This window comes from Pseudomonas sp. GW822-FHT04C11, from assembly GCF_058800905.1.
On record NZ_JBXAMS010000011.1, the window covers coordinates 39,454 to 46,673 of the forward strand.

Below are 7,220 nucleotides of genomic sequence, written 5' to 3' on the forward strand. Positions count from 1 at the left end.
TCGGCTTAAGTGAATAGCATTGCGACGCGAACCGAGGTTCGCGCCGGGCTTTTTGGCGTCAGGCGATCACCACGCCTGAACTGGCCAGGTGATCGAGCCCAACCCCGACCAGCGTCACCGAGTCATTACCGAAGCTCAATACGGTATCGGCGCCAACCGCTTTGGCGTGGTCACGTACGTCGTAGTTTTGCCCCACGCCTTCGACGCCGAGGAAGACCAGCTTGTCGCTGCTCTGGTAGCCGAGGATCCGGTCATTGCCGAAGTGGCCACTGAACAGGAAGGTGTTGCTGCCGCCTCCCGACTCCATCAGGTCATTACCGGCACCGCCGACAAACACGTCATTGCCCTTACCGCCGATCAGATGATCATTGCCGTCCAGACCAAACAGCCAGTCGCCAGCTGCATGCGCCGTGAGGACATTGTCTCCCGCGTCGCCCTTCACCGATGACGCGTACTGGGTCAGGTTATTGCCGACCTGCAAGCCTTTGTCGGTGACGCTATGGGTCACGTCATCCTTGAGCAAACCCCAGAGAAAGCCCGGTTCTTTACTGATGAAGCTGCCGATATCGCGGGTGATGCTGATCCCGCCGTTCGCATCGCGCACGTACACAGTACCGGCGCCATCGTTGGCAAAATCGAAGTTTTTCACCGACTGCTGCAAGTCCAGCGTGTTGCTGCCCTTGCCGCCCAACAGGATGTTGTAGCCACCGGCATCCCTGAAGGTGTCGTTGCCATCGCCGCCCTCCAGATAGTCATTACCTTTGCCGCCCTGGATCAAATCGTCACCGTTACTGCCGATAATAAAGGTGCTGCCCTTGTGCGGCTCGGCGTTGCGGTTGAGGTCCTGAACCCAGGTGTTGCTGCGCGCCGGGTCCGACAGGTTGGCGACGATGATCGTCGAGTCCTTGCTGGTCAGGTCGTAGAACTTCGACTCCAGCACCCGGGTCATGCCATCGCCGTAACCGGTGGGCAGATGGGAAATCCAGGTCGGGACGTTGAGGATCGAAAACGGCAACATGTTCCATGCCGCCGAGGCGTAATGGTCGTTGAAGCTGACGATGTTGTTGGTTGCCGAATCCTGATGCGCATCGTGTACGCCGACCGATGCCAGGTTGAACGTTGAACCGTCCAGCGCGCGGAATACCGGATCGTTTTCGTAACCGATGTTGAGCACCTTGTCGGTACTGCTTTGGGTCGGTGACGCGTAGGCGATGTAGTTGGAATCCTTGTAGAAGCCGTTCCAGTGATCGCCGCTCAGGTCCGCCAGGCTATTGACCGCCAACCCGCCGAGGCTGTGGCCGCTGACCAGTACGTCCTTGCCGCTCAGGCCATTGGCGGTGGCAAATGCGGCGACATTCTTGAGCAACGAACCAAAGGCTTCGCCGACGTAGTTCTTGGCGTAATCCTTGGGGCCCAGTGCCGCCATCAGGTCGTTGATCACATCGCCAATGGAGTCGCTGATCTGTATTTCACGGGGGCCGCTGGTGCCGCGAAACGCGATACCGATTTCGGTGAGATGGCCTTGAGCGTCGTACTTGCCGAGGATCTCGACCTGAGCACTGGTGTAACCGGCTTTCTCGCCGAAGAAAGTTCCGCGGACATCGACCTTGCCGCCATAGCCTAACTGGCTGGCGGTGATCGGGGTCCAACCGGCCTTTTGTACCGCGTCCAGCGCAGCTTTTTCCGAATCGGGGTTCCAGGGAACGCCGGGAATCACCCCTTGCGAGTCGGTGCCGCCGATCAGCGCAGTGACCAGCGTCGCCGGCAGCCCAAGGCCGAAACCATTGTGCTGATAGCCCGTGGCAAAGCCATTGTCGAGGTTGTGATAGGAGTACAGCGTGATCGCCAGCGCATCGGAAAACAGCGCTTTGGATTCGGCTGAGTTGTGGTTTTTGTAGTCATAGACACCCATGGTATTGCCTCTCTTTTGTTGAAATTGTTAGAGATAGCTCATGCAGCTGGAGCGCCCCGCAGCGCAGGGCGTTCCATTTAGTGCTTCTGTGGTTTAAGCAAATATGATCTCCGCACCCGACAGGTTATTCAGGCCGACACCCACCAGCGTCACCGCGTAGTCGCCGACCTTGAGCAGCGTGTCGTTACCCGATTGCGAAACGTGCTGGCTGTAGTCATAGCCCTGCCCTGCGCCTTGAACGCCCATGAACACCAGCTTGTCGCTGCCCTGGTAACCATTGATGGCGTCGAAACCGAACGCACCGCTGAACAGGAAAGTGTTGTGGCCGCCGGAGGCATACATGACGTCATTGCCCTCGCCGCCGACGAACGTCACCTGACTCTTGTCGCTGCGCAGCACGTCGTTGCCCGATAACCCGAACAGCCAGTCACCGTCGGCGGTCGCCACCAGCGAATTGCCGTAGGCATCGCCATTGAGCGAGTGGTTGTAGTGAGTCAGCTCGGTGCCGGCCAACAAACCTTTGGCGCTGACGTTGTAGGTGACGTCCTTGTTCAGCAGACCCCACATCGCCCCCGATTCCTTGCTGACCAGCGCGCCGATGTCGCGGGTGATGCTGATGCCGCCGTAGCTGTCGCGCACATACAGCGTGCCGTCGCCATCGTTGGCAAAGGTGAAGTTCTTCAGCGGCTGTTGCAGGTCGAAAACGTTCTGCCCTTTGCCGCCCAGCAGGATGTTGTAGCCACCCGCGTCCCTGAAGGTGTCATTACCGTCGCGGCCTTCGAGGAAGTCGTTGCCTGTGCCGCCGCGCAGCAAATCGTTGCTGTCGGTGCCGATGATGAAGGTACTGCCGGTGTGCGTTTCACCACTGCGGCCCAGGTCTTCGATCCAGGTGCTGGCGCGCAACGACTCCGACAAGGTCGAGACGAGGATCGTCGAGTCCTTGCTGGTGAGGTCGTAGAAGCTCGAACCGATCACCCGGTTCAGGCCGTCGGCATAACCGAGGGAACTGTGGGCCGCCCAGTGTTGCGGGTTGGCAATGCTGAACGGGGTCATCTGGGTGGAGACGTAGTGGTCGTTGACATTGACCATGTTGTTGGTCGCCGAGTCCTGAACCTTGTCGTGCTTGTACAGCGATGAACTGGTGAAGGTGGTGCCGTCGAGCACACGAAACACCGGGTCGTTTTCGTAACCGATGTTCAATACATGGGTGCCCGCCGGGCTTTGCGTCGGCGAGGCGAAGGTCATGTAGTTGGCATCCTTGAAGTAACCGCCCCAGTGGTCGGCACTCAATTCGGCCACGCTGTTGGCCCCCAGGCCACCGAGGCTGTGGCCGGTGATCAGCACGTCCTTGGCATTCAGGCCCCTGGCGCTGGCGAACGCGGCAACGTCCTTGAGCAAGGTGTCGAAGGCGCTTTTGGCGTAGTTCTTTGCATAATCCTTCGGACCGATAGCGGCCAGCAGATTATTCTTCATGTCGCCGTAGGTGTCGCTGTAACCCAGGCCTCCGGTCCCGCGGAACGCGATGCCGAGGGAAATCAGCTTGCCTGCCGCGTCGTACTTGGCCAGTACTTCGGCTTCGGCGCTGGTAAAACCTTCCTGCTCGCCAAAGAAGGTGCCCTGGGCGCCGACCTTGCCTTGATAACCCAATTGCCCGGCGGTGACCGGCGTCCAGCCGGTAGCCAATGGCTTGCCGGTCGGCGTGTAGGCGTAAAGCGTCAATGCAATCGCATCGCTGTACAAGGCCTTGCTGGCCTCGCTGCCGAACTTCCTGTAATCAAAAACACCCATTTTCTTGCCTCTTCATTGCTGGTACGTGTTGCGGTTTTTCAAATCAGAACTGCCAGTCGAGGGTCAGCCCGACGCCGTGGGTCTTGTCCCGCGAGCCCAGCAGTCCGTTGTAATCCAGGTTCAGCGAGACATCGCGTGCCAACGCCAGCCCTGCGCGAACACCGACCACCGCCGCATTGCGGTCCATGGCAACGCTCTGCACGGCGAACGGCGTACTGCCGGAGGCAAACGCGAGGTTTTCCTCGGCGTGGATGTTGCTCAGGTTGTGCTGCCAGCCGAGGGTCCCGGACAGGTCGAGTTGCTGATGTTCGGTGAGTGCCAGGCGTTTGCTCGCTCGCAGACCCAGTGTGGAAAGCACCGCGTCACGGTTGTCGTCGCCGCCCTTGAGCGCTGCTGCACCGCCCTTCTCGGTGAAACTGTCACTGTCCAGGTGCACGTAGGCCAGATTGGCGAACGGCTCCAGTGCCAACGGCTGCAGGTCCAGGCGATAAGCCGCCTCAGTGAACACTTGTGTGGTGTGGGCATCGCGCTTGGATTTCTGCTTGGCACTGACATCGCCGAACTGCAGGTCGCGTTTGGCATCGATGCGGTGCCAGCTGTACGCACCGCCGACGCTCAGACGCAGCGCATCCATTTCATGCCCGGCGTACAGGCCCAAGTGGTAGCTGTCGACCGTGGCGGAAGAATGGGTGCCATCGCCCATGTTCAGCGAACTGTTGCTGTAACCGGTGACGAAACCCAGGCGCGTGTGGTCGGCAATCAAACCGTCGGCCCCGGCCAGCAGACCGCCGATGGAGCTGGTGTAGTTGGCGTTGTCGTGGCCGCTGTCGGTCTTGCCCCAGGCGCCCAGGACTTTGACCCAGGCGTTGTTCTCGGCGCTGTTCGGCGTTGCGGCGTCATACAGACCACCATCGCGCAGGCGCTCACCGACGGCATCACGCAGATAGCGCGAGTCGTTGACCAGCAAGGTGCCGATCGCCGGATGAATTTCTCCGGACAATTGCTGGAAGGCTTGCTGCGCGCTCGCCGCGTTCGGCGACAACAGCAGGCTTTCATACACGGCGTTGCCCGCGCCCAGATGTTCGGCAGCGACAGCCACGGAGCGTTGATTCGGGGTTTGCCCGACGCTGGCGAAGGAGTTGCCATTGCGCTCGATCGCCAATTGCACGCCGGTCGCCGAGTAATCGAGGCTGCCACCGATAAACGCGTAGTTCGGCAACACCGCGCCGAACTGGCCCTGGATACCGCCGGCCGCTTGCAGGATGTTGTACTGATGACCGATCAGGCTGCGCACGTCGCCGGGGCTTAACAGCGTCGGGCTGTTTTCCAGCGACAGGCTCACGGTCGCGCCCTGGATCGTGGCTGTGCCACCGGCAACGATGCTGTCGCTGCTGGTCGGGGACAGCTCGACGGCATAGGTCGAGCCGGGCTCGAAGGTCACATCGCCGGCCACGTGCAAGGTGCCGATCGAGTTGCCCGGCGCAACGGTGCCGCCGCTTTTCGCGGTCAATGCGCCGACCTGCCCGGAGCCACCGAGGATGCCGCTGTCGTTGACCGTGACCGCCGACAGCAACGAACCGTTGACCGCCAACCGCCCCTGATTCACCAATGTTGGCCCGGTATACGTGTTGCTGCCGGTCATCACCAGTGTGCCGATGCCCTGCTTGGTCAAACCGCCGTGGCCGGAAATATCGTTGCGCCAGACGTCGAACCCGCAACTGATGTCGTTACAGATCCGCTGCGTTGGCTTGCCGGCATCGATGAGCGCACCGACGCCTGGCAGGTCGGCGACAAACTGCCCGGAGCCATAGGACCCGTCCACCCGGAATTCCTGCGGAATGTCGGCATCGGCGACAAACATGCCGGGGCCGTCGATGCCCTTGCGCAGGTTGATCATGCCCCAGCCGTACAACGAATCGATGCCCGGTGCGCCCATGTCGGTGGCGGTGGTTTTCAGCACCGTGGCGACCTGCGCGCCGGTCATGTACGGGAAACGTTCCATCAACACGGCAGTGGCGCCGGCAACGTGTGGCGCGGCCATCGAGGTGCCGTTCTTGTTGGCATAGCCCACGGTCAGGTCATCGGCGTTGGTGCCGCCGAGCACCGCGCTGTAGATCTTGGTACCCGGTGCCGACACACAAAAGCCTGCGGTATAACCGCAACGCGACGAGAAGGTGCTGATGATGTAGGGATTGGCGCTAGTGGTGTCCGGGTTCATTTGCAGCGCCGCGACCGTGACCCAGTTTGCGGCAATGTCCGGCACGAAGTAACCCAGGCCGGCAATCGCGTCCGGGTTGTTGAGGTTGTAGTCGTTACCCGCGGCGAAGATGGTCACGATACCGCTGCGCGCCGCGTCGATGGCGCCCCGGTACGCACCGCCCTGTTTGGTGTTGAGCAGCGGCTGGATCTGATCGAACTGTGCCTGGCCGTCCTGCACGGTGAAATGCGGGAACGCCGGGTCCTTGCCGCCCTTTTTGAAGCGATCGGTGATGCCGATGCCCCAGCTGTTGTTGATGATCCGCGCGCCGCTTTCTCGTAGGCCGTCCCAGCCGGCTTTGTAGACCGCGCCGTCGTTGCCGAGAATGATCCCGTCTTCAGGTCCCGGGTCGCCGTTGTCAGCGCTGATGATTTGCGCGTTGAACGCCACACCGTGCATCGGACTGCCATCGCGGCTGCCGGCGGCAATCCCGCCGACGTGAGTACCGTGGTACCCCAGCTTGCCGTCGGAACCTATCGTCGGTGTGCCGTCATACCGAAAGGCATCTCCGGCTTTGACCGGAATGTAGGGGTCGGTGTATTCGCGGATACCGCTGGTGATCAGCGTCACTACTTTATCCACGCCGGAAAACTCCGGGTGTTTGGCGTAGACCGGTTGATCGAAGATGCCCAACTTGACGCCTTTACCGGTGTACCCGGCTGCGTAGGCATCCTGGGCGTTGATCGCGCCCAGCCCCCACTCGGCGTTGAATTCGGGACTGCGCCAGCTGTTCGGATCGCCGAGCTTGGCGCTTTCCACATAGGGCGCGGCCTGAGCGACCCCGATCGCCGCCATATAAGCGATAAAGGCTCCATTGAGAGCTTTGGCCTTGCGGCTGATGCCGATTTGCACAGGTGTGTTGTTGCGCGACTTGCCTTTCATCCAGCTACCTTCCTTAGTTGACTTGCTTGAATCCCCGCGTGTTTATCCGCACGCATCTTGTTGTGTTCCATGCTCCCCCGTAGCAGCGGCCGCAGGCCGCGTTCGGCTCGGTCCGCGCTCGGGCGCAGCAGTCGTAAAACCATGCCCCGCGGTGCATCAGGCTCACCGAGCCGTCCGCATGGCGAGCGCTTCGCTCTCGAACGCCGGCTGCGCCAGCTGCTACAAAAGCTGCGCTGTACACAACCCTGTAGCAGCGGCCGTAGGCCGCGTTCGGCTGCGCAGCAGTCGTAAAACCATGCCCCGCGGTGCATCAGGCTCACCGAGCCGTCCGCATGGCGAGCGCTTCGCACTCGAACGCCGGCTGCGCCAGCTGCTACAAAA

3 protein-coding genes are annotated in these 7,220 nt (G+C 61.2%); all 3 read right to left on the minus strand.

From position 1 onward, the window contains the following. Positions 1 to 58: 58 nt before the first annotated feature. Positions 59 to 1,912, minus strand: a complete 1,854-nt coding sequence (locus AC1RJ3_RS18625; protein ID WP_493079793.1) for a polyurethane esterase — start codon at positions 1,910 to 1,912, stop codon at positions 59 to 61. A gap of 93 nt (positions 1,913 to 2,005) precedes the next feature. Continuing rightward, a complete protein-coding gene (locus AC1RJ3_RS18630) occupies positions 2,006 to 3,700 on the minus strand; it encodes a polyurethane esterase (RefSeq protein WP_493079795.1) in 1,695 nt (564 codons plus the stop codon). 43 nt (positions 3,701 to 3,743) lie between these two features. Next, complete coding sequence (locus AC1RJ3_RS18635) at positions 3,744 to 6,839, minus strand: autotransporter domain-containing protein (protein ID WP_493079797.1); 3,096 nt, start codon at positions 6,837 to 6,839, stop codon at positions 3,744 to 3,746. Between the last annotated feature and the right edge of the window lie 381 nt (positions 6,840 to 7,220).

Excerpts from the sequence above, each read along its gene's own strand:
- AC1RJ3_RS18625 (WP_493079793.1), bottom strand. The coding sequence starts at position 1,912 with ATGGGTGTCTATGACTACAAAAACCACAACTCAGCCGAATCCAAAGCG.
- AC1RJ3_RS18630 (WP_493079795.1), bottom strand. The coding sequence starts at position 3,700 with ATGGGTGTTTTTGATTACAGGAAGTTCGGCAGCGAGGCCAGCAAGGCC.
- AC1RJ3_RS18635 (WP_493079797.1), bottom strand. The coding sequence starts at position 6,839 with ATGAAAGGCAAGTCGCGCAACAACACACCTGTGCAAATCGGCATCAGC.